We start from the raw sequence: 26,109 nt of genomic DNA, 5'->3' as shown, positions 1-26,109 counted from the left end.
AAAGGCTACTTGCCACAGAATGGATAAGGTACGATAGAATAAGAGTAATGCCATAAATTCTGGAGGTTACTATGCCGGATTGGTCTTATCATCCATTATTTAAACCATGGCTGTCTATTTTGCCCGGGAACGCAGGACGGGAATTCATTCATCGCGGGATGTCCCTCCTTTCACAGCTACCCGGTGGCAGGCCATTCATAGAATTTCTTGGGCATATGTCTCCGTCGGAAAAATTGTCACGAAACCTTTTTGGGCTTCATTTCGATAGTCCGGTTGGGTTAAGCGGGAAGATTGACCCGAGATTATCAGGGATCAAAGCTTTCCCGAATCTTGGCTTTGGTGCCATTGAAGTTGGTCCAATCACCAAATTTTCGAGAGACCCAGACTCAGCAGCATGTCTTCCAAAAAAACAGGATGCCTTGGTCCTGCCTGAACGTGCCGAAACGATAGGTCTTATTGCAGCTAAAAAAAAATTAACAAATTCAAGTTCAAGGACAGTGCCTATCCTGGTTCGGCTCGAGGAACCGCTAATCATTGCTGAGCATTTAAAGGATGCTGGCGATGTCTTCATAATTGAAATTGATTCAATCGAAAGCATCGATGACCTAACATATATAAAAACGGTTCTTGAAAGCAAGCCCGTCCTTTTAGCAATCAGGCATTCGATGGTAGCTGACAATCTTTTAAAGCTCAAATCAGCAAGCCAATTTGCGGACGGATTCATGATTGAAGAAGACCGTATTTTAAGGGGCGGCAAACAGGTCTTGCCACTCCAACAGTCAGACGGTATGGTTCATGCTTTAAACTTAATAAAAAACGAAATTGATATACCTGTCATCACTTCCGGAGGAGTTGCCCAGCCTGCTGATGCGCTCGCTCTGTTTGAAGCCGGCGCGGGGCTGGTCTTCCTGTCCGGAGGCTATGTCGCATCAGGACCTGGTTTGCCAAAAAGAATCAACGAGGCGCTCATGGACGAACAGGGAGCCGGGCAAAAAATACTTCCAGGCTGGATCTGGTACTGGCTGTTCGGGCTGTTTATCCTGCTTGGAGGATCGGCGGTCTTATTCTTCAGTTTCACGAAGGTAATTCTCTTTTATGATGAAGCATTCATGCAAATGACCAGGCTTGAATTGATGGCCTATAACCCAAATCTTTATAAATTCATGTCACATGACCGGATGACGCTGGCCGGAACGATGATATCAGGCGGGTACATTTATATGCAGCTGGCCCGGCACGGAATTCGCTACGGACTGCACTGGGCAAGAAGAGCCTTTAATATCGGGGCGATTACCGGATTCCTTGGGATTTTGCTATTCCTGGGATTTGGTTATTTTGACTGGCTGCACGGATTGTTTTGGCTCATTCTGCTTCCTTTTTACATCACCGGGTTCGTAAAGACACGCAAAGCAAATCAGTCGCCCGCTTCCAAAAATCGCGAAAACACACCTTCCTGGAAAAAAGCAGTGTATGGACAGCTTCTGTTTGTCATCCTTGGGTTCTCGTTTGTGCTCGGTGGGGTTGTGATATCAACAATTGGCGTAACATCTGTCTTTGTCGATACCGACCTGAAATATATTTGCATGACTCCCGAGCAATTGAACGCACTGAATGAAAAACTGATTCCCGTCATTGCCCATGACCGCGCAGGCTTTGGCAGTGCACTCTTCAGTGTTGGCCTGCTGGTTCTAACGCTCTCACTTTGGGGATTCCACGAAGGTTCTGCCTGGGTATGGAGAACCTTCATGATTGGTGGGATTCCAGCGTTTGCGGCAGGAATTTTCACACATTTCTATATCGGTTATATTGATTTTATCCACCTGCTGCCTGCTTATTTTGCACTAGCGTTGTATATTGGAGGCTTGGTGCTGACGAAAGATTACTTTAAACAGATATGACATTTAAGACTGCAGACGAACGCTGGAAAAGGCTTATATCTGCAGTCTTTTTTTTACGCGCATTACGTTTCGAATGTTCTCTCTCTATTATGGAAACAGCATTATATAACTTCTCGCTTTGATCGGTATCCTTATGGGGAAAAATATCGGTGCCTAAGGCGATCGGTATGGTCGAACAGTACACTTACGTAGAGGGAAATCGTCTAATAAGGGCACGTTTACCTCTTGATTGTTACCTTATAGCAGCCCGATGTCTTGCCTAAGGCACGTTTGCCTCTTAAATGTTACCTTATAGCAGCCCGATCCCTCGCATAAGGGTACGTTTACCTCTTGATTGTTACCTTATAGCAGCCCGATGCCTTGCATAAGGATATCTATTTAATCAATTCTCCCTTTTAGGGGAATCTAATACATGCATAAGGGTTACAACCTCCCTGACTGCAAATAATTGATTTTCTTTAAATTCCCCCTTGTAAATCTACTTAAAAACGAATATTATATTTATTGTGTTTAAAAATCGTTCGTATTTTGGAGGAACTCATGTTTAAATTAAAAGAGAACAACACGAATATAAAAACAGAAATGATGGCCGGCTTAACGACTTTTTTCACAATGGTTTATATCGTCGTGGTCAACCCTATTATTCTCGCTGATGCCGGTGTTCCCTTTGAACAAGTGTTTACTGCGACAATCATCGCTGCGGTGATTGGAACGCTTTGGATGGCCTTATTTGCTAATTATCCAATCGCAATCGCTCCGGGTATGGGGCTGAATGCTTACTTTGCCTATTCTGTTGTCGGCAATAACCAGAACATAACATATGAGACTGCGTTCGCTGCTGTTTTTATCGCGGGCTTAATATTTGTGATCTTATCCCTGACACCTTTCCGCGAAAAATTGATCGAAGCAATTCCAGCCAACTTAAAGCATGGTATAACGGCAGGTATTGGCCTTTTCATTGCTTTTATCGGTTTGCGTCTTACAGGAATCATTACCGATCATCCGTCAAACCTGGTCGGCCTTGGGGATTTGCATTCCCCATCTGCACTTCTGGCATTAATTGGACTTGCTGTTACACTCATCTTAATGGTGCTAAAAGTGAATGGAGCTTTGTTCCTGGGAATGGTCGTTACTGCATTGATCGCCTTCTTCACAGGCCAACTGGATTTCAAGGAAGGTTTTATGTCGATGCCATCTCTGCCTGAAGGTATGATTGTCCTGAATCCGTGGACAGCGTTGATGGATGTTATACAGAACAGCTTATACGCTGTCGTCTTCTCTTTTATCCTGGTGACGATTTTTGATACTACCGGCACAATGATCGGTGTAGCCCACCAGGCAGGATTGATGAAAGGAAATTCTATGCCTCGCGCAAGAGAAGCATTGCTGTCTGACTCGATCGCGACTGCAGCTGGTGCTATGTTCGGAACAAGCCCGACGACGGCTTACATTGAATCATCCTCAGGTGTTGCTGCGGGAGGACGTACCGGACTTACTTCGCTGACGGTTGCTGGTTTGTTCATCGCTGCTGCTTTCTTTGGACCGCTTGTAAGCGCAGTTTCCGGTTTGTCAGCTATTACTGCTCCAGCACTGATCATTGTCGGCAGCCTGATGATGGGAAGCATCTCTCAAATCAGCTGGGACGAACTTGATGAAGCCTTCCCTGCATTCCTAATCATCCTAAGCATGCCGTTAACATCAAGCATTGCAACTGGAATCGCGCTTGGATTCATTTCCTATCCTTTACTCAAAGTTGTAAAAGGACAATGGCGTGATGTCCACCCGCTGCTTTACGTTTTTGCAGTGCTGTTCTTTTACCAGTTGGCATTCCTGCCACACTAAGATTTTGATACACTACCGAACCTGCCGATGCGGGTTCTTTTTTTATCTTAACGATTGATTTATTGTTGGGCAGTTCCATCTCAAAGCGGAATATTACAGTTTATTTCTGAGTTCTAATGCTTGTCTTTTTACATAGAAATAATGGGAGAAGGACAAGGCTGGTGATTTCGAATGACAGGAAAAGTTCTTGCTGTACTTGTAGGAAGCATATTGCTGGGAGTAGGTGTGAATGGCTTTCTCGTCCCACACCATCTCCTGGACGGCGGCATGATTGGCATTGGGTTGATCATTCACTATTTTCATGGATTTCCTACTGGCCTTACGATGATCCTCCTGAGTATCCCTCTATACGTATTGGCCTGGATATTGGAAAGGAAATACTTTTTTCATAGCTTGAATGGCTTATTGGTATCAAGCTTTTTCATCGATTTATTCGCACCTGTTGAAAAAGGAATTCACCTGGGCATCCTCCCCAGCGCAATCCTGGGAGGAATCTTGGTTGGCTGCGGAATTGGCTTGATGCTCCGCTATGAAACGAGTACCGGCGGGACGGACTTATTAGCCCAGTTGGTTCATAAATTTTTCCCTGTAAACGTCGGGATCTTGATTTTCTTAATAGATGGAATAGTAGTTTTGTCAGGGTTGAAGATAATTGGAATGGAAAAATTCATCTTTTCGCTGCTTACGATTACCTGCGTGGGATTAATGACCTCATTGTGTGTGATTAAACGGGATATCGTTCATTGATTTTCCAGAAAATAGAAAGCAGAAAGCCAGCCAAAGTTTCTTGGCTGGCTTTCACTATTTCGTTATTTAGATCAACTGGTGTACTAATATTACTGTCTAGCTCCAGCGCCTAGCCCCTCGAGACGTTTGTCTAGTTTCGCCTCCTAGAAACTCCGAAACTTCAACTCCGCCGGCAGAAGCAAAAAGCGCTTCTTTGTCGGAGTCTCCAGTTTCTGCGTTTCTGTGCAGTCGGCTATACTTTTCGATTTCAGTCCGCCCAATGAAGTCAAAGAGCGACTTCACTGGTCGGCCCTCCAGCGCTTGTCGGGGCTGAACGAGGCGCTTGCGCTTTTCTAATTAAGCTTCTGCTTCAATTTTTTGATTCATATCTGTATAGGTGGATGAATCGATTTCTTTTGTGATTCTGCTTGTGAGGATACCCGAAGTCATCGAGCCGCTCACATTTACAGCGGTACGCCCCATATCAATCAATGGTTCGATGGAAATCAGCAACCCAGCAAGGGCAACCGGCAGGTTCAACGCTGAAAGTACTAATAACGCCGCAAATGTCGCACCACCACCGACTCCTGCAACTCCGAATGAGCTGATAGCTACGATCGCGATCACGGTTGCGATGAATGATGGTGTCAATGGGTCAACACCAACCGACGGTGCAATCATAACTGCCAGCATCGCAGGATAAATCCCGGCACAGCCGTTTTGCCCGATCGATAAGCCGAATGAACCGGCAAAGTTTGCAATCCCTTCAGGTACTCCCAGAGAGCGTTGAGTTTTGATATTCAACGGCAATGCCCCGGCACTCGTTCTTGATGTGAAGGCGAACGCGAGAACCGGAAATGCTTTTTTAACATATGTGACTGGATTCAAACCAGCAATCGTAAGTAACAGTAAATGGATGATGAACATGATTGCAAGCGCAACATATGAAGCTGCTACGAATTTACCTAGTTTTAAGATTGCGTCGAAATCACTTAAGGCAACGGTCTTTGTCATGATTGCAAGAACTCCATATGGAGTCAGGCGCAGGATTAGCGTGACCACCCTCATGATGACCGCATAAAATGCATCGACAATTTTGGCAAAAAGCTCTGCCTGGTCAGGAGACTTTCTCCTGACTCCAAGGTATGCAATTCCCAGGAATGCCGCGAAAATAACGACAGATATTGTTGATGTTGGTCGTGCCCCAGTGAAGTCAAGAAATGGATTGGCTGGCAAGAGATCAAGAATTTGCTGTGGCATTGTGCGCCCTTCAATTCCTCCATACGTTTCCTCCAGCTTCTCAGCACGTGCTTGTTCTGCCTCGCCCTGCGTGATCTGTACCGCTTCAAGGTCGAAACCAACCGCAGTAGCAATCCCGACCGCTGCGGCAACAGCAGTTGTACCCACCAGCAGCCCAAGAATCAATGTACTGATTTTACCGATGTTACTGGTCAGCTTAAGCTTTGTGAAAGCAGCCAAAATCGATATAAATACTAGCGGCATAACGATCATTTGCAAGAACTTTACATAACCGCTTCCCACAATCGAGAACCAGTCAGCACTCTTCATAATAACTTCCGATCCCGCTCCATAAATGAATTGCAAGGCAAAACCGAAAACAATCCCTATTCCAAGTGCAATGAATACTCGTTTAGAAAAAGATACATGTTTCTTTTGCATATAAAAAAGAACAAAAATGATGCCTAGCATAACTGCAATATTTAAAATAACAAGTCCAGTTGTCACTGTCTTTCCCCCCTAATTTATCATTCTCGAATAATATAATACATGTATTCTGATAAGTCAACTCGGAATTAAAGTTGTTATCCTCCTTCTTCATAAGATTATATATTATAATTTATGTTGGTCCAGAAGGTTCCATGTCAGAGAAAATTTTGCCTCAACAGAAAAAGAGGCTCCGAATTTATCACTCGGACCCTCACCTGTCTTTTTACTGCTTCAATTTTTCGGCCAGTTTTTCTATTTCGCTCCGGTTATTTTCGAATCCGATCAGTACCTTCTTGTCTTTCATGAAAAAGAGCTTCGCGCTTGTAAAAATAAACGCTGGTACAATCGCTGTACCTGTCTGCTCTTTAAGTTTTTTTTCCTGTTCAGGCTCACCCTGGACATTGATTTCTTCATACGGTATATGATTCTGCGAAAGAAACTCCTTCGCTTCCTGGCAATCTGTTCACATTGGCCGGGTGAAAAGGGTTAATGAGCTTTTGGTCATTTTTTACCTCCTGTAGTATTTTGTAAAATTAGTATAACGCCAAGCTATGAAGCGTATCCAATAATCCGCTTTTAGCTGTCTGTTTTAGCGAAAAAACTATTCATGCTTGACACTATTTTGTACATACACATTGAATTTTCATGTAATTATCTATAGATTATACCGCCTCACAACTGAAAAAAAGTTTGGCAATCAGTGAACTATTGGGGACATCCACTTTCAGGTAAAAAAAAAGCAACTATGATCAATTATGTGTTAAAGTAAAAGTAATATATTTGAATAATTTGTTTTTTAATAGAACTATCTTTTGATGGAGCAGGTGGCTCCTTGTCGACTGGAGATTAAGACTATGGACCAATTAACAGTTCTTGTATTGAATCTGATCTTCATCCTGTTTACTACATTTGTGTTCCAATACATTATCGTCAGCAGATTCCCAAACTTATATCGGAAGCACGCTAAGATCCTCATCGTTATACTGGGCGGAATTCAAATCCTGTTTTGTATGTCTTTTACGGTGATTGGCAGTCCTCATTTCATCTTCGACCTCCGATTAATCCCTGTCGTCATCGGTGGCTTGTATGGCGGTCCGGCTGTAAGCGTCATGCTTTTCATAACCGTTGTACTGGCAAGGCTCCCTTTTGGCGGAAACGGGGTATGGATCAATTTTTTCAACATGCTCACGATCACCGTGTTAACCGTATACCTATCCAGCAAGTTCAGGGCTTTCCCGCTGACCAGGAAATTATATACTGTTGTGACGATCGCTCTATCCTATACGGTCCTCATCTTCCTGATGAAGGCGACGGTGTTTAAAGATCCGTCCGATTTTCAATTCATGCTATTTTATGGCCTGACCCTTTCCGGCGGAATATTTATTGTCACTTATTTTATTGAAATCATGATGCAAAATCAGCTTTTACATAAAGCAGTAATCAAATCTGATAAAATAGAAGTCGTATCACAATTGGCTGCCAGTGTAAGTCATGAGGTCCGTAATCCGCTTACAGTCACACGTGGATTTTTACAAATGTTGAAAGATCCAAGCATAGATGAGAAAAAGAGGCTTTATTACTTGAATACAGCAATTGATGAACTCGACCGTGCAGAAACGATCATCAAGGATTACCTGAATTTCGCAAAACCACAATCCAATTTGGCATCATCCATCTGTGTTAAAGAAGAAATCGAAAAAGCTCTTGAATTGATCCTGCCTTATGCAAATCACTTTTCGGTAAATATTAAAAAGGATTTGATGGCAGGAATGAATATCTCCGGAGAAGCTGTCAAATTCCATCAATGCATACTCAATATCATCAAAAATGGTATTGAAGCAATGCCAAACGGCGGTGATCTTGTGATCAGCTGCCGCGAGATGGCAAATGACCATGTATCCATAACCATCGAAGATACTGGATGTGGCATGTCTCCACAGCAATTAGCCAAAATCGGCGAGCCTTATTTTTCAACCAAGGCTGAAAAAGGTACAGGGCTCGGGATGATGGTTGTTAATAAAATCATTCAAGAAATGGGCGGTACAGTGGAGGTAAAAAGCAAACTGAACAAGGGCACTAAATTTAAGATCACCTTGCCGCTTTATGATATAAAAAAACGGGAGACGTAATGTTCTCCCGTTTTTCTATTCCTCTATTAGATTCAAGACTGGCACGTCTCTTTCTACTTCCGGTTCTGATTTAGAATAAATCCTCGCCATTTTGCTTTTCTCATCTACATGCTGGATTATGACTGGTGTCCCATCATACGTTACATTGATCATATCTGCTGACTCAACGATCTCTTTTGCACGGCCTACATTCATTACTTTAGTTCCTCCTTCTTGGTAACAAACATAATTTATGCTTAATCATGTTCTGCTATCCAAAAAAAGCGGCCAAAATATTAAATCTTGAAATTGAGCCGGATAACATTTGCTTTCCTCAAAGTGTCGTAGATAATCACGACAATTGGACCGATAAAAATACCGGCGAGCCCCAGAAGCTTAAGTCCAATATACATGCTGACCAGGGAGGCAAGCGGTGATATGCCAAGGTTCGTTGAATAAATCTTTGGTTCGATCACCCTGCGGACGACAGTGATGACCAGGAACAGTATGATTAATCCGATTCCCAAAAAGTGATTATCCTGCAAAATGGCAATGACAGCCCAGGGCACAAGAACAGAACCTGTTCCAAGGATCGGCAGGATATCGACAATGACAATCAATAATGACAGCAGTCCAGTATATTTAACCCCAAGAATGCTAAGCCCAGTCATGGCCATTATAAAGGTGACGGCACTCAGGATCACCTGGGCTTTTAAAAAGCCTATACCCGCCTTGTTCAACTGACTTCCAACAAGGAAAACCTTCTGCCGGGTCTCTTCCCTCAAATGGGACTCCAGCTTTATTTTAAGATTAGGAAGTTCAAGACTGAACAAGAATAACGCAATAAGATAAACCAGAAATTCAATCATAAAGCCCGGTATAGCCGTCAGCAAATTGATTGTACCGGCAATGAATTGCTGTAAAAGAGAATCAAGTGTATTAATATTCGTTTCAATCGTCGTCTCGATCTGATCAGTGACTTCATCGGGGAAGTTTTTTGAATAAAATTCCCACTTGCCCATCATTGGAAGAATTGCCGTCCTGTAAATATCCCTGACGAATGTAGGAGTTCGCTCAGATAAGGATACCGCCTGATGCGCAATAATCGAGACAAGATTATACCCTATCACGCCTAGGAAGATCACATAGCTGATAAAAACACCAAGCACTGCTTGAAGACGCTTAAATGAAAATCTTCTTATAATCCATTGAACCATTCCTTCGAGCATGACTGCTGTTAACATAGCAAAAATGAGCGGAAGGCTATAAGGTACAAGGAAAAAAATGATTACAGCAATCACTGAAATCGATAGCCATTTTTTCCACATAGTATTGGTACTCCCTCTAAGGAAATTAAAAACAACAGAGCTTTAAAGATACTATATACCAACTTTAGGATCTCCGCTATTTTTTTCATTAGGTCTTTTGGGCAAAAATAATGGATGACTCTTTCATCTGCAGGGTATAGAGGTTAAAAACAGTTAATAGGAGCATTCCTGTTAGAAGGATTTTCGGGGACTTGAACAAAAAAGAGCCCTCTTGGTATGATACGGGGTGTCAAATCGTGCGCCGAATTGACCCCTAACTTAGGTAACCAAGGAGGACTCCAACATGGATTTTAAACAAAATCAGAAAATAAATCAAGTCACCGAAAATACACTCGTTGTCGGGATCGATATTGCAAAGCGGAAACACTTCGCCTGCTTTGTCGATGACCGTGGACGTGTGCTCCGAAAGTCTTTCTCGGTATTACAGTCCAGCCAGGGTTTCGAAAGTTTTTACCAGCGTATTTTGACTGCCATGAAAGAATATGAAAAGACGGAGGTCATTGTCGGTATTGAACCAACCGGTCATTATTGGCTTAATCTAGCCTATTTCCTTGAGGAACGGGGCATTCCCCTGGTGATGACCAACCCTATGCACGTCAAGCGATCAAAGGAGTTGGATGATAACCTTCCAACCAAACATGACCGCAAAGATGCGCTGGTCATCGCTCGCTTGATCAAGGATGGGCGCTTCAGTTATCCTCGCATCCTAAAGGATTTGGAGGCTGAACTCCGTGTGGGTTCAACATTCAGAAGCAAGTTGACCGAGGAACTTGGGTCCGTCAAAAACATGATCATTCGCTGGATTGATCGCTATTTTCCTGAGTTCACCCAGGTCTTTCCGTCATTCGGGAAGATGGCAATGGCTGTCCTGGAGTGCACACCATTTCCGGCCGATCTTCATCAGAAACAACCGGATGAAGTATTGGCACTTTACCGTAAGGTCGAGGGGCTCAAATCCCCTCAAAGGCCGAAAGCCATACGACTCATAGAACTCGCTTCAGATTCGATCGGGGGAACAGAAGGACGGGAGATGGCCCGTATTGAAATCGCCACACTCGTTCGCCGTTATCATCAGTTGGAACAGGAGATTGAAAGTATTACGCAGCACCTGGTTGAACTTATCCAAACATCTGTAGAGTACGAATGGCTCTCAACAGTTCCTGGACTTGGAGATACCACGATTGTCGATTTACTAGCTGAAATCGGAAGCTTTTCTCACTATGAAGATCCACGCCAACTAATCAAACTCGCGGGATTGACATTACGGGAGAATTCCTCCGGCCAGCACAAAGGCAAAAAAAGGATTTCCAAACGGGGCAGAAGAAAGCTTCGCGCCCTCCTATTCCGAGTGATGATGCCTATGGTTCGCCATAATGATGCCTTTAGAAGGCTGCATGAGTATTACACAAATCGTAAAGACAATCCGTTACGCAAGAAGCAATCCATCGTGGTCCTATGCGGGAAACTCTTAAAAGTTCTCCATGGAATTAGCACGAAGCACAAAGCGTTTGACGCAAAGCGAATGATGAAGGATATTCCTAGTCTCGCAGAGGCTATGTAAAGTCCTTCATCCCTTTAAAAGACCTAGACAACAGGATGACACGGAGAAGCTGGCATTATTTTTTCCATTCGACCTCGAGTCCCTATAGGAGCTTCGCTAGCCTCTGCCTTATGACTAGACCGAACGAAGGAATGTAGGCACTTTGATGCCAAGAGACATGGGAGGGTACGTCATCATAAGCTACGCAGAGATCCATTGTGCATCGTATATTGAATGCTCACTACTTTACCATCATTACCCAGTAGTGACAGCGTAGCGTACCCACTAATTGTAAGAGAATCACATATTTATTAATTTCTGTTAGGGTATCTGTCGAAAAATATTTTTTTTGGCATCCCACCAACGGGTCAAACCGTTGATATATCAATATTTATAGAGGGAGGTTTTATGGCAGAACATATGGGGAAATTCCAGGCACTTCACAGTGACTTTTTTCAGCAGCCCACCCTTGAGTTGGCTGTTTCGCTGCTTGGATGCACTTTAGTGAAAGAATCTGAAGAAGGAACAGCTGCAGGAATGATCGTAGAGACGGAAGCCTATATTGGCCCTATGGATCAGGCGGCGCACAGTTATAATAACCGCAGAACAAAAAGGACGGAGGTCATGTTCCACCAGGCAGGTCTTGCTTATACTTATGTCATGCATACCCATACACTCTTCAATGTTGTCAGTGGAGAAGAAGGCAATCCAGAAGCCGTGCTGATTCGGGCAGTGGAACCTCTGGAAGGCTTGGATCTAATGGTCAGGCGGCGAGGCATGCCGGAATCCCCCAATCTGACCAATGGCCCCGGGAAGCTGACGAAAGCGATGGGCATAAAGATGTCGGATTATGGGCATCCCTTAACGAAGAAACCACTTTTACTATCACCTGGAATTGTGCCAGACAGCATTTCATCAGGCAAAAGAATCGGCATCGATAATTCCGGGGAAGCGAAAGACTACCCATGGCGCTTCTGGATCACCGGCAACCGCTATGTTTCCCGGCATCAGAATGCTGAAAAAATTATCGTTAACACAGGGGGATCGAAATGAAGAAAAAAGCCATATTTCTGGACAGGGACGGGGTTCTAAATGAAGTACTGTCCCACCGGGTAAAATTCGTCAACCGTCCTGAAGAATTGTACTTGCTTGAAGGGGCAGCCGAAGCTGTCGCAGAATTGAGCAAAGCCGGCTATGAGATTTTTGTTGTCACCAATCAAGGCGGCGTTGGCCTTGGATTTCTCAAGGAAAAGCGGCTCCATGAAATCCATGACCATATGGTAAAAATGATCAAGGAACATGGCGGCCATATTAAGGAGGTTGCCTACTGCCCGCATAAACCAAAGGCAGGATGCGAATGCCGCAAGCCAAATGCTGGAATGCTCATTGACCTTGCCAGCAGACACGATATCGAATTGGCCGGAAGTGTAATGGTAGGAGATCACGAGCGCGATATCGAAGCCGGAAAAAAGGCAGGATGCAAAACAGTTTTCATAGGGACCGAAGAAACAGCTGCAGATGAGAAGGCTCCTTCGCTGCAGGCAGCCGTTCCGTTCATTTTAGAGCTTTTGAAATAATGAATTTTGTCCTTTAATAAGAAGCAATAAACGCTGTCAGAAGAACTGGCAGCGCTTTTTAATTTAGGTTTCCCTCGCTTTACAGGCTCCTATATACTATTAAATATTGTTGCCTATATGCCTGGATTATACCTTAGGGCGCGGTCGTTTTAGTCAAAGATCGTCCAAGATCAAGTGCCCGGCGATTGATATCCAATAGAGAATGTTTTTCCGGAGAAAGGACCTTTTTCAATGCTTCCAATATGGAGTCATCTGACAGTGTGCCTGTTTCCTCAAGGAAAGCTCCAAGCAGGATCATGTTGGCTACCTTTGGATTGCCGAGCTCATTGGCCTTGTCGGTTGCATCGATATTTAGAACTCTTATATCGGTCCTGGCTGACACTTTTGAAATCAAAGATGAGTTCACAACCAATAATCCCCCGGCCCTGACCATTGGTTCAAATTTTTCATATGAAGGGTTATTCAGCACAATCGCTGTTGTCGGTCTTGAAACAAGCGGTGAGCCTACCTGTTCCTCGCTGACCACCACTGCACAGTTGGCTGTTCCGCCCCGCTGCTCAGGTCCGTAGGAAGGCAGCCATGATACATACTTCCCTTCCTTCATCCCGGCATAGGCAATCAACTGGCCCATCGACATAACTCCCTGGCCGCCAAAGCCGGCAATCAAAATTTCCTCCATCAGCGAACATCCCCTTTCTGCGAATCTTTATACACACCTAGAGGATAGGCAGGCACCATATTCTCCTTGATCCAATCCAGCGATTCATTTGGATCAAGGCCCCAGTTCGTCGGACAGCTGGAGAGGACCTCGACCATGGAGAAACCCATTCCCTGCTTCTGTGTTTCAAATGCTTTGCGAATCGCTTTCTTCGCTTTGATGATATTTGGCACATCATGCGTTGATACCCGTTCAATATAGGCAGTTCCATCCAGCGTTGACAGCATTTCGCTCACTCTGATTGGCAATCCCTGGATGCTTCCATCCCGTCCGAATGGAGTCGTCGCCGTTTTCTGGCCAACCAATGTTGTCGGTGCCATTTGCCCGCCTGTCATGCCATAAATTGCATTATTCACAAAAATGACGGTAATGTTTTCACCTCTTGCAGCAGCATGGACAGCCTCGGCAATCCCAATCGAAGCAAGGTCTCCATCGCCCTGGTAGGTAAAAACAAATCGGTCAGGCAGTACTCGCTTGATTCCTGTTGCGACAGCCGGTGCCCGCCCATGGGCTGCCTGGGTCATATCACAATTGAAATATTCATAGGACAGCACAGAGCATCCGACCGAAGCGACTCCTACTGTATCCTCCAAAATCCCCATTTCTTCAAGCACTTCGCCTACCATCCTGTGGATGATTCCGTGAGTACAGCCGGGACAATAATGGGTCTGGTTATCAGTCAATCCAGTTGTTTTTTCGAACACGGTTTTCATTGTCATACCTCGACACCCCCAGCCATTTTGACAATTTGATCGTAAATTTCTTCCTGCGTAGGGACGACCCCTCCAGTACGGCCGAAAAATGAAACCGCGGCCCGGCCCTCGACGGCAAGTCTGACGTCTTCAACCATCTGCCCTGCACTCATCTCGACAGAAAGGTAACCCTTCACCCTGTCACGTGTTTCAATAAACGGCTGCTCAGGGAATGGCCAGAGGGTGATTGGCCGGATCATCCCTATTTTCAGGCCGTCTTTCCGTGCTTTATTAATTGCATTCATGGCAATCCTTGCAGCTGTTCCGTAAGCAGTTACAATATAATCGGCATCTTCGATTTCAAACGTTTCATATCTGACTTCATTTTGTTTAATCAAGGCAAACTTTTTCTGTAAAAGTTCATTCCGCGCTTCAAGAGCATCGGCATTCAATTCCAGTGAGGAAATAATTCTCGGTTTGCCATCTCCGCGGGTACCTGTCGTAGCCCATTCATTTTGTTCCGGCTCCCTTTCATTCAGTTCCTTGAACTCAACCGGTTCCATCATCTGTCCTAACATGCCGTCCCCAAGCAGGATGACTGGCGTCCGATAGTGGTCAGCAATATCAAATGCCGCTTCTGTAAGTTCAATGATTTCCTGCAGCGTTGACGGAGCCAGGACAGGTGTATGGTAATCACCGTGGCCTCCTCCTTTTGTCACCTGGAAATAGTCCGACTGCGCCGGCTGGATATTTCCAAGTCCAGGCCCTCCACGGACGACATTCACAATCAGTGCAGGCAGTTCTGCTCCAACCAGGTATGAGATTCCTTCCTGCTTCAAGCTGAATCCAGGACTTGATGACGATGTCATTACACGCACACCGGTTCCGGCCGCTCCATATACCATATTGATCGCTGCTACTTCACTTTCCGCCTGTAAAAATAACCCGCCAACCTCGGGCAGCCTTCTGGCCATATAGGCAACGAGCTCACTCTGCGGCGTGATCGGATAGCCGAAAAAATATTTGCAGCCCGCATGGACAGCAGCTTCAGCGATAACCTCGTTACCCTTCATAAGTACTTTCCCCATTGTCAAATCTCCTTTGCTAAACAGATTTCCTTACCTTTTCTGGCCTATAGACAGTGATTACCGAATCCGGACACATTTGCGCGCACTTGCCGCAGCTGATGCAATTTTCCTGGTCTGTCACAATCGCCGGCCGGTAGCCTTTTTCATTCAAGTAATCAGCAAGATAAATCACATTTGTCGGACAAACATTCACGCACAGCTTGCATGACTTGCAAGTCTCCTCGTTAAAAACAACTTTCTGCTCCACCGCTTTTGCCTCCTTTACATTTCCCATGGCAATTTTAAATACCTCGAAATCACTTTTACTTGGGACTCACTCTCAATTCCAGCACTTTGATCTGATAAATGCTGCGGTAACATCGTATACAGCAAAGGTATTCCCAGCGTATCGGATAGCTCCTTACTTAATTTCAATCCTCTTTCTACATCCTGAAGTGTCGTCTCAGATCCTACATTTGAGTTATTGATGATTCCTGTGATCTTCAGCCGGGAGGCACCTTCGATTTTATGCAATGTCTCAACCGCCCCCTCAAGAGTACTCACATATGGACGGTTTGCATTTAAAATAAACAGTACCTCGGGCTTCATCTCTTTCCAATCGTTGTAAAATTGCCCTAATGCCGTCGCTCCATCTTTGTCTCCCCCAGCATCGACAATCAGCTTATAAGCAGTGTCGTATATCACCCTGCCCATATCGCCAGGAACAATCGGCAAATCAGCGGCCGCAAGCCTTTCAGCTGGTGCGATAAGTTCTATTCCATGCTGGTCAAAAATAGCTCGAGCGTCCCTGGCGCGGTAATATGGATTAACAATGTCCAGATCTGCAACTGCCGTCCTGGCATTTGTTTTCCTTGCCTCTAAAGCCAGGTTAATAGATATCTCTGTTTTACCGCTGCCAAAATGGCCGGTAACGATGGTGATGTCCGCACCTTTCTTCACCGGTCCCACCTCCTTGTTGAAAGCGTTTTCATTTTACGCCATCTTCATTATATAAATTTCCGCTAAGCTTCTCTTTGATAAAAGTCACGTTTTTAGTGAAAAAGTGTTTAAAATCAACTTAAAAAAGGAGTTCCATAAAGAACTCCTTTTTAAGTATTATATAGCAAAGCTAAGAATCACTTTTTGCGGCATGTCCTGTTCTTCATAAACATCTTTTCTCAATCTCTCACAAGAAGGCATCTCATACGAAAAATCTTCCACTGCTTCAGGAATCAGTCCATCTGCTTTCAGTGCATTAAAAACTTTTTGCATTGCGTCATCTGTATCCAGGCAATCTTCAGAACCTTCATATTTAAAACAATCAACGCATGTTTCCACGATATTTGCATCAATCTGTTCCTGTATAAATACTAATTTTGCGCCAGCCATCTTCTCAACTTCACGATTTTCCAATTCAATAATCGTTGTTACGTTCATTATTGGCACCTCCATTTGGATTACACTATCATTATAGTAAGTTAATATCCAAACAGGGGTGTTTTGCCATTTAGTTCATTTATTATTCACATATTCTCGTCAAAAAGTTGTCAAATACTCCTTAACAACGGGATTTTTGACATCCATACAGGGATTTATACGAGTTGATTCCTTGAACCACATGTAATTCAGTGAAGGCCTGCTTGATCCAGTGAACTCACATGGTAATTTCAATAATCTTCATCTGAATTTAGCGACTTCGATATCGCAGACAGCTATACTCTTTTCTTTTGACAGCTTTTCTCGCTTTCTCCTCAAACCTGTCTTAAGTTCGCTCTTCTTTTGACAGCTTTTCTTGTTTTCCTCTCAAACCTGTCTTAAGTTCGCTCTTCTTTTGACAGCTTTTCTTGTTTCCCTCTCAAACCTGTCTTAAGTTCTCTCTTCTTTTGACAGCTTTTCTCATTTTCCTCTCAAACCTGTCTTAAGTTCGCTCTTCTTTTGACAGCTTTTCTCATTTTTCTCTCAAACCTGTCTTAAGTTGGTACAAAATAACTTCCATCAATCTAATAATCAGAAAAAAGCAAATAGATAAACTTCATGAATTGCAATTGACCAAGCCATTAATCACGTGATACTATCTCTAGTATTATTTAAATCTATAATATTTCCTTGTATATGTTCGAGAATATGGCTCGGACGTTTCTACCATGCTACCGTAAAAGGCGTGACTACAAGGGACTTTGATATTTGCTATTTCTTTTGGCATCTATTTGTCCTTTGTGGTACTCCGGCAGCATAAAACTGCCGGAGTTTTTTTTATTATAACTAACTACCAGGAGGACAGCACAAATGAAAAACTTTTTCCAATTCGCAGAACGAAATACAAATTATAAACAAGAAACCCTGGCCGGAGTTACGACGTTCTTGTCGATGGCCTACATTCTTGTGGTCAATCCTTTAATCCTCAGCCAGGCAGGCATGGATAAAGGAGCTGTTTTTACAGCTACAGCACTTTCCGCGATTATCGGTTCGCTGCTGATTGGCCTGCTGGCTAATTTCCCGATTGGAATCGCTCCAAGCATGGGCTTAAATTCATTTTTTACTTTCACCGTCAGCATTGGAATGGGCGTCCAATGGGAAGTCGCTCTTACTGGTGTATTCATCGCAGGTGTTCTGTTCGTCATCCTCAGTCTTTTAAAGATTCGCGAAAAAATCATCAATGTCATCCCTCAGGATCTTAAGCATGCAATCGCTGCGGGAATCGGTTTCTTCGTCGCCTTCATCGGCTTGAAAAATGCGGGTATTATCGTTGGCAGCGAAGCGACTTTTGTCTCAATCGGCAACCTGACATCAGGCCCGGTCCTTCTTGCTCTCTTCGGCTTCATCGTCAGTGTCATCATGATGGTCCGCGGAATCAGTGGCGGCATCTTTTATGGAATGGTGATTGCGACGATCATTGGAATTGTCACTGGCTTGATTGAAAAACCTACAGCAATCGTCGGCTCGGTTCCTGACATCTCACCAACGTTTGGTGTTGTCTTTAATCACCTTGGAGATATTTTCTCTCCAGATGTCCTTGCTGTCATTTTCACATTCCTGTTTGTTGCTTTCTTTGATACTGCTGGAGCACTTATTGCGGTCGCCAGCCAGGCTGGTTTAATGAAGGATAATAAAATTCCCAATGCAGGCCGTGCACTCCTTGCAGACGCAGGTTCTGCTGTTGCCGGTGCTGTAATGGGGACGTCGACAACGGCATCATTCGTTGAATCATCAGCAGGAATCGCGGTCGGCGGGCGGACGGGTTTCACTTCAGTGATCATTGCAGCTTGCTTCGGTGTTGCGATGCTCTTCTCGCCAATCTTGTCTGTTATTACACCGGAAGTTACCGCTCCGGCACTCATCATTGTTGGTGCGTTGATGGCAACTGAAATCAGTAAAATCAACTGGAGTAATCTTGCTGTGATTATCCCTTCATTCGTAACAATCATCATGATGCCGCTCACCTTCAGTGTCGCAACAGGAATTGCCCTTGGTTTCATTCTATATCCATTGATGATGCTTGGCATGGGAAAGCTTAGGGAAGTCCATCCAATAATGTATGTTCTGGGTTTCTTGTTTATTGGTTATTTTATATATGTTTAATAAGTCTCAAGTCCGCAGTTTCTGTTGCGGACTTTTTTTATTCCTTTGTAATATCCTCCACGCAAAATTCACGACTGTGTTTTAAGTGTGAAATGTGCAAAAAATTCAAAATAATCATAGGTGAATCCCCTCACTTCTTCTTTCTTTCTCGAAAATAGTAACTGAATTTCCACAGCAATAGACTTACCCCAGATGGTAAAAATAACTTAAGCGCTTAATTTTTTTTGCAACACTATAAACCCATAGGAGTATAGGCATTACGTTGACGGAGGTGTACATTCTTTCAGTTTTTTTCTATTCCAAATCAATATTTTGGCGGCATATCCGCCAGCAGAGAGGTGAGAGCTTTGAAGCTGTTTGGAAAAAAAGCATTAATCTTATTGGCCGGCACAATGCTGGCTTTCACTGGTGGCTGTGGCACTCAGGAAAGTTCAACTACACCCCAGCCAAAAGCAAATGGACAAAGTGAGCAACTCAATGTTTTTTCATTCGTACAGCAAGCTGCTGATTCTTATCTGAAAAAACCAGCAGAGTCTATTGCTGCTGATGAAATTTTCGAAAAAATGATATTGAATTACGACCCGTCATACTTCATTGTCGATGTTCGCGATACAGCTGCATTTGCCGCCGGACACATCGAAGGCTCTGTCAATATTCCTTATAGTATGACAGCTGACCCAAACCAGATCGCTAATCTGCCAAAGGACAAAAAGATTCTTGTCATTTGTTTCAGCGGCCATACAGCAAGTCAGACAGCAGCTCTATGGAATATGCTCGGTTATGACGCAGTCCCCATGGTAAATGGAATGGGAGGCTGGACTAGCGACGCGAATTTGGGGACACCGCTTCCTCATACACCATTTGATTTCCCAGTGGAAACAACAGAAACAATAGCCGGGAACTATGATTTCCCAGCTCCAGCAAGCAAACAATACACTGATGAAGCAGCTGCTATCTTAGGAAGTGCCGATGATTATCTAAAATCAGGCCTTCCACCGATCATGAAGCCTGTGGATATCCAGGAATCCATCAAGAATAAGTCGAATGGACTCTTGCTGGTTGACCTTAGACCTGCCAAAGAATATGCTGCTGGCCACTTGCCCGGGGCGATCAATATAGCCTTTGAATCATTGGCAGAACTTGAACAGTTAAAGAAATTGTCTCCCGAAAATAAGATTGTCCTCATTGACCATGATGGCACTATGTCCAGTAAAGCTGCAAGGATTCTCAATATGCTTGGATATGAAGCCTATGTCATGAAAGATGGCATGAGAGTATGGACATCTAATGAAGTTATCAATGGTATTAAACCGATTTCCAACATTAAGGTTAAGAATTATCCAGTGAAACAGCTGAACACAAAACTCGAGACAGAAACTGGAGCCGCCAGCTGCGGTTAACGGCTTATGAGAGAAAGGAGTATGAAGTGATGACAAATTTATCGCGCCGTACGTTTTTAAAAGCTTCAGCAACGGTTGTCGCAGCAGGTTCGGTTCCCGCCTATTTCAGCTTCAGCGAGTACAAGAAAGCTGCAAACGAAGAAAACGTGAAAAAGGTTCCAACCTTCTGCCACGGCTGCACTAGCTATTGCGGAATCGTCGCTCATGTTAAGAACGACCGGGTCTGGAAGGTCGAAGGTCACCCTATCCACTTGAAATCAAGCGGCAGGATCTGCGCCCGAGGACATGGAATGGCAGCTTATCTTTATTCTAAAGACAGGGTGACAGGCCCGATGAAGCGGGTTGGTGAAGGAAAATTCGAACCAATCAGCTGGAACCAGGCATTCAAGGAAATCGGCGAAAAGCTTGATAGCATCGTTAAGCAGTATACCGGTAATTCTGTGTTATGGCTTGAGCACGGCACACATCGAAAATCATATGTCGACCGCTTGTTTGACACCATTGGCTCGCCTAACTTCACGACACAGTATTCCACTTGCTTCAACGCTAAAACAAATGCATGGCTGCAAATGACTGGTACCTCCCTTAATGGTGACCATAAAAATGCTAAATACATGATATTTGAAGGAAGAAATTTCGCCGGCGGAATCATCCCGAATGGCATGAACCACATCACCCATGCAAAGGAAAAGGGTGCCAAATTGATTGTCATCGATCCACGGTATTCAGAGATTGCGAAGATTGCAGATGAATGGATTCCCATCAGGCCGGGAACGGATCTTGCTTTCAGGCTTGCGATGGCAAATGTATTAATCTCTGAAAATCTCTACAATAAGACATTTGTTCAAAAGTGCGTGGATGGCTTCAGCGAATTCAAACGCATGAACAAGGAATACACCCCTGAATGGGCAGAGCCAATTACGGGAATCAAAGCCGATAAAATCAGGGAAATTGCCAGGGACTTTGCTAAATATGCACCGCAGGCCTTCATTGAGCCAGGCTGGCATGGTCTGCATTCCCATTATGTTAACAGTACGCAAACGGCTCAAATGGGGATCATCCTAAATGCACTTGTCGGCAACTTCTATGAAAACGGCGGCTTGATGCCTTCTGCCAGCCTTCAGCTGGGACATCTCGACTTGCCAGCCATCGAAAATATGCCTGAAAAAGGCGCTCGCATTGACGGGGCTGGTGTAACTGGCAAGTACCGGACGGTCGAACCTTCAAGGGGAATTGCCCATATTACGCCACAGCTTGTACAACAAGGGCTTGCTAAAGCCGTATTCATTTGTAACTATAACCCTCTCAGGACTGCACCGAATCCTGAAGAGCAAAAAAAGATCAAGGATGCAGAGCTGGTAGTTTCCATTAACATCGACTGGAATGAAACAAGCTACTATGCGGCTGATTATATCCTGCCGGAGCATTATTATCTGGAAAGATTGGAGCATCCTCAGGCTGTATCCGGACATATTTCGCATGATAGCCCCCAGCTTGCCCTTCGCCAGCCTGTCGTTAACCCGATGTATGACACAAGGAACACGCTTGATATGCTGAAGGGGATTGCCGATGCAATGGGCCATAAGGATTTGTATCCTTTTACAATCGAAGAAGAAGTGGAAGCAGCAATTGCTCCGCTTAGCATCACATTCGACCAGCTGAAAAAAGCAGGAACATTGGAATTCCCGTCAACCGTCAAAACTGGATTTCCAATGAAAAAAGGCAAACCGGCACTGCCTACGCTAACCGGTAAGATCCAATTTTCTGCGGACTTGTTCAAGATTGACGGTAAACTTGGAATTCCTGTCTGGGTCCCTCCGCTTGTTGAGCCGGATCCAAACAAAGACAATGAATTCCGCTTGATTCATGGAAAGCAGCCATGGCATTCCCATGCCATGACAACAAATATCGAACAACTGATGAAGCTATCCGAGAAGTATCAGGGAACCTATATGTGGCTCAATGCTTCAAGAGCCAGGAAGCTTGGCATTAAGACCGGAGATACCGTGACAGTCCAATCCAAGATCGCCAAGAAAAAGGTGCAGGTAAAAGTAACGGAGCTTCTTCATCCAGAAGCTGCATGGCTCCCTTCAACTTATGGCGGATTTTCACCTAAGAACAGGACGGCGAACGGAGTCGGCGTGAACTTTAATGATTTTATCCCAATCATGGTAGACCCTCTATCAGGCTCGACAATGGCCCAAGAGGTTGTTGTGACCGTGGCAAAGGAGGGCAACTAGGATGGCAAAATACGGCCTATTGGTATTCCCGGAACGCTGTACGGGTTGCAACGCGTGCAACATTGCCTGTGCATCGCACAATCAGCTCAGTACGGATGTTTCCTATAACCGACTTGAATTTTTGGAGACTGGAACTTACCCGAATGTAAAAATGGAAATTTTACCAGTACAGTGCCAGCATTGCGACAATGCTCCATGTGTTTCTGTCTGCCCAACCCAGGCAACTTACAAACGAGAGGATGGAATCGTCGAAATTGACGCTGACAAATGTATCGGCTGCAAATATTGTATGGCTGCCTGCCCTTATGAAGCAAGACAGCTGAATGAAGAACGCGTGCCGGAAAAATGCAGGTGGTGTCCTGAGATGCTTGAAAAAGGTGAACAGCCTGCCTGCTCGGCGACCTGCATGAACGAGGTCCGGCTGTTCGGAGATCTGGAGGATCCAAACAGCCAGCTCAATCAGGAGCTGGCAAAACATGAAGTCTATCAATTGCTTGAAGCTAAAGGCACGAAGCCAAGCATCTTCTATGTGAAAAAATAACTGGAGGTGAATCTCGTGAAAATCAATAAATGGAGTATTCTGTCAGCAGCCTTCATTCTCTTCGGCCTGGCGGGAGCAGCCAATATTTTTATCCATGGTGAACATGCTATGGGAACCACAAATAAGATTCCATGGGGAATCCTGATCGCCGGGTATGAATACTTTGTCGGAATCAGTACTGGACTGCTGCTGGTCGCAGCATTGGGATATATTTTTCATGTAAAAGCCATTATCCCAATCGGCAAATCATTGCTGATGTTCGCCATATTTTCCCTGGTTAGCGGTTTTGCGATTTTATTAGTAGAGTTAGGCAATCCGCTTAACTTCATCCATTATTTCCTGACGCCTAACTTTTCATCGCCAATCTGGTGGATGGCACCATTATACGGGATTTATTTAATGCTGCTAGTTTCCTTAACAGTGTTTGTCGTTCGCGGCAATCAGTCTTTGATCAGGCCTTTTGCCATCATGACCGGTGCATCTGCCTTAGTCGCTCTGGTCTGCATCGGGTTCCTGTTTGGCTTCATCATTGCACGTCCGTACTGGAACGGCCCGATATCACCGCTTTATTTCATTCTGACTTCCGTATTTTCAGGAATCGCGATGGCTTCAATCATCGCCTATTTGCATGAAAGACAGAAAAAGAGTGAGAACCTTGAAACAGTTAAATTCCTCAGGACACTCAGCTTATCGATGATGGGGGTCATGGTCATCATCTACATTGGCAAAACCTTCGTCGGGCTCTACGGACAGGTGCCGGGAAAATATGAATCACTGCTCGCTTTGCTGACAGGACCCTTAAGCTTTAACTATTGGATACTGGAAATATCGCTGGCCATTGTCATACCTTTTGTGCTGATATTTTCAGCCCAAAAGCTTTCATCCATGAAACTAGGGCTTGCCGGTCTGCTGTCCCTGACAGGAATTTTCTTCATGCGTTTCAATATGGTAATAGCCGGACAGATTACTCCATTGAAAGTCGTCAAAAATCCAGCTGAAGGAACCACCTTCAATCTTTTCAGTATTACCTGGTCTGAATGGGCCCTGATAATGGGCGGAATCGGCATCATGGCATTGCTGTATCTGCAGCGTGATTTATTGGAGCGGATCATCAACCATAAACCAGCAACAGAACTGAAAAGGCATGGGGATGTAACCTCGTAGAAAAAGCTCCAGCGCCTTTTCCAGCGCTGGAGCTTAACAAACGGAAAGGGGCTGATCACTTGTTCACCATCACAGAAGAAAAGCGGCGACTGTCCAATGCGCTTTTGCTGCTGGCAGAATTTTATAAGCCGCCGACCACTGAACTCTATCAAGCTTTGAAGAGTGGAGTAGCTTTGGTAGAGCTGACACCATTTGTAAAAATGGAAGAAACATATGAAAATGCTTTTTCTTCCTTTGAAAATATGAAACAAACCTATATTCATTGTTTTCTAGGTCCTTCCGAGCCTTTCGCACCGCCGATTGAATCACTCTACAAACAATGGACCGATGATCCCACTGCGGCTGTTTCATTTGCAAGACAGACAGGATTAGTCTACGGAGACCCTGCACTGCATATCCAGTACCTGTTCCGGCAATTCAAGCTTGAGTTTCCTGAAGAGTATCGGGCAATACCCGACCATTTGACCCTGCTGCTAGAATTTCTCGCTTTCTTGCTCGAACACGGGACATCGGATCAGATTCAACCTTTTATCTCTGACCATTTCGATTGGCTTGACGATTTCATTTTGGAATTAAAAAAGTCGGATATAAGCTTTTTCTATATATCTATTACACAAATAGTGAATCAGCTTGTCCACTCCTCTGCCCTTGGCTACAGGAGTGAACAACTTGGTGAAGAAAGGAGTGAATAGTTTCATGGTTAAGAAAACTATGCTGGCAGGTTTGATATTTACCGTTGGAATAGCCATTGCCGGTTGCGGTACCGGAGAAGAGTCAGCCAAAACGGTCTCGAATTCAGCTGCAGATTTTAACCAGAAGGCAGACCTTTCAATCTATAAGGTTGGCAATGAAGCTGAACCCGAGAAAGAAGCCGTGCCACTGAAGGAGAACCTATCTTACGTAGGAACTGAATATATGATGAGATTAAAAGCTTCCGCCGGAGAGGTAAGCGCCGCGAGGAAAGCTTACGAGCAATATCCAACGGAATGGGACTTTGTCATCGTCGATTCCCGTCCTGAAGCCGTTTTCAATGAAGGACATATCAACGGAGCAATCAATATTCCAGATTCACAGTTTGACCAATTTGCGTCCCTGCTTCCAGAAGATAAAAATAAGCTGCTTATATTTTATTGCGGCGGAGTCACGTGTGAATTGAGCAGTAATTCAGCTGAAAAAGCACTAAAGCTCGGCTACAAAAATATTAAAGTTTACCAGGAGGGACTGCCGGAATGGAAAAAGTCTGGTAATTACCTGGCTGTTACCGCTCCGTATATTAAGGGGCTGATCATGGATGCCAATGTATCAAGGGATGATAAGCCGCCTTTTGTCATCCTTGACGCAAGACCGTATAAGGTGTATTTTGAGACGCATATCCCAAATGCGGTCTTTGCAGATGATACACTGTTTGCGCAAAAGTATCTGGGAACAGCACCAGCAGAGAAAGCTACTGAAGTGATTGTCTATTGCGGCGGATTCGGCTGCCATAAAAGCCATGCTGTCGCGGAAGAACTTCTGAAAAATGGCTATTCGAATGTCAAAGTCTATTCAGGAGGACTTCCTGACTGGTCTGCCCAATCCTTGCCAACATTCGGCACTGCCAATTCTGGCGGAAGCTTTGATGTTGCCGAAGGCCAGGTTAACCGAGGAATCAACCCAGAGGAATTCATGAATAAAATCAATGCCGGTGCCTTCATCCTTGACGTCCGTTCGAAGGATGAAACGAAGGCCGGTGTTCTCAAGGGATCTCTGAATATCCCTGACAGTGTGGTCCTGGCCGACCCGGCCGCTATCGCAAGCCAGCTTCCGAAAGATAAGAATGCCGTCATCGTCATTCACTGTGCATCTGGCGCCAGGGCAGCTGGTGTTGTAAATAAAATTGCTGATCTGGGATATGCCAATACCTTCTATTTGAATAACGCTATCCAAATATCTGCAGACGGTAAACCATCTTTTTAATATTC

General features: G+C 44.5%; 24 protein-coding genes, 1 pseudogene and 1 riboswitch. Of the genes and pseudogenes, 14 read left to right on the top strand and 11 right to left on the bottom strand.

Features of this window, described 5'->3' with window-relative positions; genetic code table 11:
• Nucleotides 1–71: 71 nt before the first annotated feature.
• The 3 genes from FOF60_RS05565 (at nt 72) to FOF60_RS05555 (ending at nt 4,487) form a co-directional block, all read left to right on the top strand.
• Nucleotides 72–1,898 carry a beta/alpha barrel domain-containing protein gene (locus FOF60_RS05565; protein WP_192472816.1) on the top strand — a complete coding sequence of 609 codons (1,827 nt, stop codon included), beginning with the start codon at nt 72–74 and terminating at the stop codon, nt 1,896–1,898.
• A gap of 540 nt (nt 1,899–2,438) precedes the next feature.
• Nucleotides 2,439–3,740 carry an NCS2 family permease gene (locus FOF60_RS05560; protein ID WP_192472815.1) on the top strand — a complete coding sequence of 434 codons (1,302 nt, stop codon included), beginning with the start codon at nt 2,439–2,441 and terminating at the stop codon, nt 3,738–3,740.
• A gap of 171 nt (nt 3,741–3,911) precedes the next feature.
• A complete protein-coding gene (locus tag FOF60_RS05555; protein WP_192472814.1) occupies nt 3,912–4,487 on the top strand; it encodes a YitT family protein in 576 nt (191 codons plus the stop codon).
• Nucleotides 4,488–4,583: 96 nt separating this feature from the next.
• Here the strand turns inward: FOF60_RS05555 and FOF60_RS05550 are convergent, their stop codons facing one another.
• The 3 genes and pseudogenes from FOF60_RS05550 to FOF60_RS24555 form a co-directional block, all read right to left on the bottom strand.
• Nucleotides 4,584–4,769, bottom strand: coding sequence for a hypothetical protein (locus tag FOF60_RS05550; protein WP_192472813.1), 186 nt, complete (start codon nt 4,767–4,769; stop codon nt 4,584–4,586).
• Nucleotides 4,770–4,823: 54 nt separating this feature from the next.
• Nucleotides 4,824–6,176 carry an L-cystine transporter gene (locus FOF60_RS05545; protein WP_225650355.1) on the bottom strand — a complete coding sequence of 451 codons (1,353 nt, stop codon included), beginning with the start codon at nt 6,174–6,176 and terminating at the stop codon, nt 4,824–4,826.
• A 241-nt stretch (nt 6,177–6,417) separates the two neighbouring features.
• A pseudogene (locus tag FOF60_RS24555) lies at nt 6,418–6,642 on the bottom strand (glutaredoxin family protein); the annotation flags it as partial.
• Nucleotides 6,643–7,048: 406 nt separating this feature from the next.
• Here FOF60_RS24555 and FOF60_RS05540 point away from each other — a divergent pair.
• Nucleotides 7,049–8,323 carry a sensor histidine kinase gene (locus tag FOF60_RS05540; protein ID WP_251614277.1) on the top strand — a complete coding sequence of 425 codons (1,275 nt, stop codon included), beginning with the start codon at nt 7,049–7,051 and terminating at the stop codon, nt 8,321–8,323.
• 15 nt (nt 8,324–8,338) lie between these two features.
• Here FOF60_RS05540 and FOF60_RS05535 read toward each other — a convergent pair whose 3' ends face one another.
• Nucleotides 8,339–8,518: an H-type small acid-soluble spore protein gene (locus tag FOF60_RS05535; RefSeq protein WP_192472810.1), complete on the bottom strand. Its 180-nt coding sequence runs from the start codon at nt 8,516–8,518 to the stop codon at nt 8,339–8,341.
• Between the two features lie 80 nt (nt 8,519–8,598).
• A complete protein-coding gene (gene ytvI, locus FOF60_RS05530; RefSeq protein ID WP_192472809.1) occupies nt 8,599–9,630 on the bottom strand; it encodes a sporulation integral membrane protein YtvI in 1,032 nt (343 codons plus the stop codon).
• A gap of 283 nt (nt 9,631–9,913) precedes the next feature.
• Between ytvI and FOF60_RS05525 the strand changes: the two genes are divergently transcribed.
• The 3 genes from FOF60_RS05525 to FOF60_RS05515 all read left to right on the top strand — a co-directional run bounded on the left by FOF60_RS05525 (nt 9,914) and on the right by FOF60_RS05515 (nt 12,747).
• Nucleotides 9,914–11,191, top strand: coding sequence for an IS110 family RNA-guided transposase (locus FOF60_RS05525; RefSeq protein ID WP_264647648.1), 1,278 nt, complete (start codon nt 9,914–9,916; stop codon nt 11,189–11,191).
• A 387-nt stretch (nt 11,192–11,578) separates the two neighbouring features.
• Nucleotides 11,579–12,223, top strand: a complete 645-nt coding sequence (locus FOF60_RS05520) for a DNA-3-methyladenine glycosylase (RefSeq protein ID WP_192473508.1) — start codon at nt 11,579–11,581, stop codon at nt 12,221–12,223.
• The gene (locus FOF60_RS05515; RefSeq protein ID WP_192473509.1) at nt 12,220–12,747 is read left to right on the top strand and encodes a D-glycero-alpha-D-manno-heptose-1,7-bisphosphate 7-phosphatase; all 528 of its coding nucleotides are present in this window, start codon (nt 12,220–12,222) and stop codon (nt 12,745–12,747) included. The genes FOF60_RS05520 and FOF60_RS05515 overlap by 4 nt, the downstream gene beginning before the upstream one ends.
• 133 nt (nt 12,748–12,880) lie before the next feature.
• Here the strand turns inward: FOF60_RS05515 and FOF60_RS05510 are convergent, their stop codons facing one another.
• From FOF60_RS05510 to FOF60_RS05485, 6 genes are all read right to left on the bottom strand, one after another.
• Entirely contained in the window at nt 12,881–13,426 is a 546-nt protein-coding gene (locus FOF60_RS05510; protein ID WP_225650453.1) for a 2-oxoacid:ferredoxin oxidoreductase subunit gamma family protein, read from the bottom strand.
• Nucleotides 13,426–14,184 (bottom strand): thiamine pyrophosphate-dependent enzyme, encoded by a 759-nt coding sequence (locus tag FOF60_RS05505; RefSeq protein WP_225650454.1) that lies wholly within the window; start codon nt 14,182–14,184, stop codon nt 13,426–13,428. Before FOF60_RS05505 ends, FOF60_RS05510 begins: the two co-directional genes overlap by 1 nt.
• Complete coding sequence (locus tag FOF60_RS05500) at nt 14,181–15,245, bottom strand: 3-methyl-2-oxobutanoate dehydrogenase subunit VorB (protein ID WP_192473510.1); 1,065 nt, start codon at nt 15,243–15,245, stop codon at nt 14,181–14,183. Before FOF60_RS05500 ends, FOF60_RS05505 begins: the two co-directional genes overlap by 4 nt.
• Before the next feature lie 16 nt (nt 15,246–15,261).
• On the bottom strand, nt 15,262–15,492 hold the full coding sequence (locus FOF60_RS05495; protein WP_251614287.1) for a 4Fe-4S binding protein: 231 nt from the start codon (nt 15,490–15,492) through the stop codon (nt 15,262–15,264).
• 14 nt (nt 15,493–15,506) lie between these two features.
• Nucleotides 15,507–16,184: a nucleotide-binding protein gene (locus tag FOF60_RS05490; protein ID WP_192473512.1), complete on the bottom strand. Its 678-nt coding sequence runs from the start codon at nt 16,182–16,184 to the stop codon at nt 15,507–15,509.
• A 156-nt stretch (nt 16,185–16,340) separates the two neighbouring features.
• Nucleotides 16,341–16,661, bottom strand: a complete 321-nt coding sequence (locus FOF60_RS05485) for a hypothetical protein (RefSeq protein ID WP_192473513.1) — start codon at nt 16,659–16,661, stop codon at nt 16,341–16,343.
• A 649-nt stretch (nt 16,662–17,310) separates the two neighbouring features.
• A riboswitch (purine riboswitch) is annotated at nt 17,311–17,412 on the top strand.
• Nucleotides 17,413–17,510: 98 nt separating this feature from the next.
• Here FOF60_RS05485 and FOF60_RS05480 point away from each other — a divergent pair.
• From FOF60_RS05480 to FOF60_RS05450, 7 genes are all read left to right on the top strand, one after another.
• Entirely contained in the window at nt 17,511–18,803 is a 1,293-nt protein-coding gene (locus FOF60_RS05480) for an NCS2 family permease (RefSeq protein ID WP_192473514.1), read from the top strand.
• Nucleotides 18,804–19,150: 347 nt separating this feature from the next.
• Complete coding sequence (locus FOF60_RS05475; protein ID WP_192473515.1) at nt 19,151–20,203, top strand: rhodanese-like domain-containing protein; 1,053 nt, start codon at nt 19,151–19,153, stop codon at nt 20,201–20,203.
• 29 nt (nt 20,204–20,232) lie between these two features.
• Entirely contained in the window at nt 20,233–22,443 is a 2,211-nt protein-coding gene (srrA, locus tag FOF60_RS05470) for a respiratory selenite reductase catalytic subunit SrrA (RefSeq protein WP_192473516.1), read from the top strand.
• A 1-nt stretch (nt 22,444) separates the two neighbouring features.
• Nucleotides 22,445–22,984 carry a 4Fe-4S dicluster domain-containing protein gene (locus tag FOF60_RS05465; RefSeq protein ID WP_192473517.1) on the top strand — a complete coding sequence of 180 codons (540 nt, stop codon included), beginning with the start codon at nt 22,445–22,447 and terminating at the stop codon, nt 22,982–22,984.
• Nucleotides 22,985–22,999: 15 nt separating this feature from the next.
• The gene (gene nrfD / locus FOF60_RS05460; RefSeq protein ID WP_192473518.1) at nt 23,000–24,148 is read left to right on the top strand and encodes an NrfD/PsrC family molybdoenzyme membrane anchor subunit; all 1,149 of its coding nucleotides are present in this window, start codon (nt 23,000–23,002) and stop codon (nt 24,146–24,148) included.
• 59 nt (nt 24,149–24,207) lie between these two features.
• Nucleotides 24,208–24,840 carry a molecular chaperone TorD family protein gene (locus FOF60_RS05455; protein ID WP_192473519.1) on the top strand — a complete coding sequence of 211 codons (633 nt, stop codon included), beginning with the start codon at nt 24,208–24,210 and terminating at the stop codon, nt 24,838–24,840.
• A 4-nt stretch (nt 24,841–24,844) separates the two neighbouring features.
• Nucleotides 24,845–26,104: a rhodanese-like domain-containing protein gene (locus tag FOF60_RS05450; RefSeq protein WP_192473520.1), complete on the top strand. Its 1,260-nt coding sequence runs from the start codon at nt 24,845–24,847 to the stop codon at nt 26,102–26,104.
• Nucleotides 26,105–26,109 lie beyond the last annotated feature (5 nt).

It is taken from the genome of Mesobacillus jeotgali, from assembly GCF_014856545.2.
GTDB lineage: Bacteria > Bacillota > Bacilli > Bacillales > Cytobacillaceae > Mesobacillus.
This window is presented reverse-complemented; position numbering and strand designations above follow the sequence as displayed.

Coding starts and splice junctions, on each gene's coding strand:
- FOF60_RS05565 (WP_192472816.1), top strand. CDS start 72: ATGCCGGATTGGTCTTATCATCCATTATTTAAACCATGGCTGTCTATT.
- FOF60_RS05560 (WP_192472815.1), top strand. CDS start 2,439: ATGTTTAAATTAAAAGAGAACAACACGAATATAAAAACAGAAATGATG.
- FOF60_RS05555 (WP_192472814.1), top strand. CDS start 3,912: ATGACAGGAAAAGTTCTTGCTGTACTTGTAGGAAGCATATTGCTGGGA.
- FOF60_RS05545 (WP_225650355.1), bottom strand. CDS start 6,176: ATGCTAGGCATCATTTTTGTTCTTTTTTATATGCAAAAGAAACATGTA.
- FOF60_RS05540 (WP_251614277.1), top strand. CDS start 7,049: ATGGACCAATTAACAGTTCTTGTATTGAATCTGATCTTCATCCTGTTT.
- FOF60_RS05535 (WP_192472810.1), bottom strand. CDS start 8,518: ATGAATGTAGGCCGTGCAAAAGAGATCGTTGAGTCAGCAGATATGATC.
- ytvI (WP_192472809.1), bottom strand. CDS start 9,630: ATGTGGAAAAAATGGCTATCGATTTCAGTGATTGCTGTAATCATTTTT.
- FOF60_RS05525 (WP_264647648.1), top strand. CDS start 9,914: ATGGATTTTAAACAAAATCAGAAAATAAATCAAGTCACCGAAAATACA.
- FOF60_RS05520 (WP_192473508.1), top strand. CDS start 11,579: ATGGCAGAACATATGGGGAAATTCCAGGCACTTCACAGTGACTTTTTT.
- FOF60_RS05515 (WP_192473509.1), top strand. CDS start 12,220: ATGAAGAAAAAAGCCATATTTCTGGACAGGGACGGGGTTCTAAATGAA.
- FOF60_RS05510 (WP_225650453.1), bottom strand. CDS start 13,426: ATGGAGGAAATTTTGATTGCCGGCTTTGGCGGCCAGGGAGTTATGTCG.
- FOF60_RS05505 (WP_225650454.1), bottom strand. CDS start 14,184: ATGACAATGAAAACCGTGTTCGAAAAAACAACTGGATTGACTGATAAC.
- FOF60_RS05500 (WP_192473510.1), bottom strand. CDS start 15,245: ATGGGGAAAGTACTTATGAAGGGTAACGAGGTTATCGCTGAAGCTGCT.
- FOF60_RS05485 (WP_192473513.1), bottom strand. CDS start 16,661: ATGAACGTAACAACGATTATTGAATTGGAAAATCGTGAAGTTGAGAAG.
- FOF60_RS05480 (WP_192473514.1), top strand. CDS start 17,511: ATGAAAAACTTTTTCCAATTCGCAGAACGAAATACAAATTATAAACAA.
- srrA (WP_192473516.1), top strand. CDS start 20,233: ATGACAAATTTATCGCGCCGTACGTTTTTAAAAGCTTCAGCAACGGTT.
- FOF60_RS05465 (WP_192473517.1), top strand. CDS start 22,445: ATGGCAAAATACGGCCTATTGGTATTCCCGGAACGCTGTACGGGTTGC.
- FOF60_RS05450 (WP_192473520.1), top strand. CDS start 24,845: ATGGTTAAGAAAACTATGCTGGCAGGTTTGATATTTACCGTTGGAATA.